This window comes from Nocardia sp. NPDC059764 (genome assembly GCF_042732555.1).
Lineage (GTDB): Bacteria > Actinomycetota > Actinomycetes > Mycobacteriales > Mycobacteriaceae > Nocardia.
This window is the reverse complement of the sequence record NZ_JBHWHH010000357.1, coordinates 1-1186: the sequence shown is the minus strand read 5'-3', so window position 1 is coordinate 1186 and position 1186 is coordinate 1. Positions and strand designations below refer to the sequence as shown.

Sequence of the window (1186 nt, the reverse complement as noted above, 5' to 3'; positions counted from 1 at the left end):
GAACCAGCCGAGCTCGGCCTCCCGCTCGGCGGTGAACGCCTCGTCGAAGGCCCGCAGCACCGCCGCCTCCTTGGCCTGGATCCGGTTGGCGGCGGCGTAGACCCGGGCCCGGTAGCCGCCGAAGTAGAGGCTGCCGAGCACGTCGATGCCGAGTTCGAGATCCGGGCCGCGGTCGGTGGGCGCGCACTCGGCGATCCCGTCGCGTACCCGCAGTGCGAAGGTGCCGCCCGCGTCGCGGAACGGATCGTCCACGGCCAGCACCACATCCAGGTCCCGCTGATACGTGCGCGCGGTCAGGGCGGCGGGCACGTCCATGAGGCGGGTCCACAGCGTGTCGTGGCGGCCGACGACCTCGATCAGACGCGGATCGGTGACCAGGAACGGGAGCGGATCCCCGTCGTAGGTGCTCGCCTTGATGTCGTGCACCAGGTCCATGCTCAACAGCACCCGCCACAGCGCGATGTGGGCTTCCGGTGTGACGGTGCGCATTTCGCGGACGGTGGCGGTGTTCTTGTAGTCGTGCCAGGAGCGGCGCAGGATGGCGTACCCGTCCGGGTGGATCAGGAAGAACTGCGGCGCGCCGTCCTCGTTCTGCACCGATTCCGCGAAGAACCGCTGCTGCCACCGGGCTTCGGGACGCACCTGCGCACCGGGCGTGAGTCGTCGCCAGCGGTCGTAGATCTCCGGCAGGACCTGCTCGGCCTCGGCCAGTGACGCGACCCGCACGCCGCCGGGATCCGGTGTGGTGGGCCGGAATTCGGCGGTGCGCCCGCGGATCGAGAGGTCGATCTCCTGGATCGAGGGCCCGTAGCCGAAACGGCCGTAGATGCCGCCCTCGCTGACGGTGAAGATGGTGAGCGGCAGGCCCTCGGCCTCGATGCGCTCGTGCAGCGCGGTGTAGAGCGCCCGCAGAATGCCGCGCCGCCGATGCGTGGGCGCGACCGCGACGCCGGTGACGCCACTGGCCTGGACGGTCCGCGGACCCGGCACCGTGACGGTCATGACGCGGTCGTTGACGTGCCCGACGAGACGATCGCCGTCGACGGCGACCAGGGCTCGTTCGGTGGGGAAGACCTGCGGCCCGAACTCGACGTCCGCCGGACCGCCACGCATGCCGAAGCCCATGTCCATCAGCTGGACGAGTTCCGGCCGTTCCTCAGCTCGTGCCGAACGCACGGTAATGCCA

Annotated in this window: 1 protein-coding gene; it reads right to left on the bottom strand. The window is 70.4% G+C overall.

Annotated elements, in window-relative coordinates; genetic code table 11:
* Positions 1 to 1186: GNAT family N-acetyltransferase (locus ACFV4K_RS35685; RefSeq protein WP_379280700.1), on the bottom strand; the 1186-nt coding region annotated here is incomplete at both ends.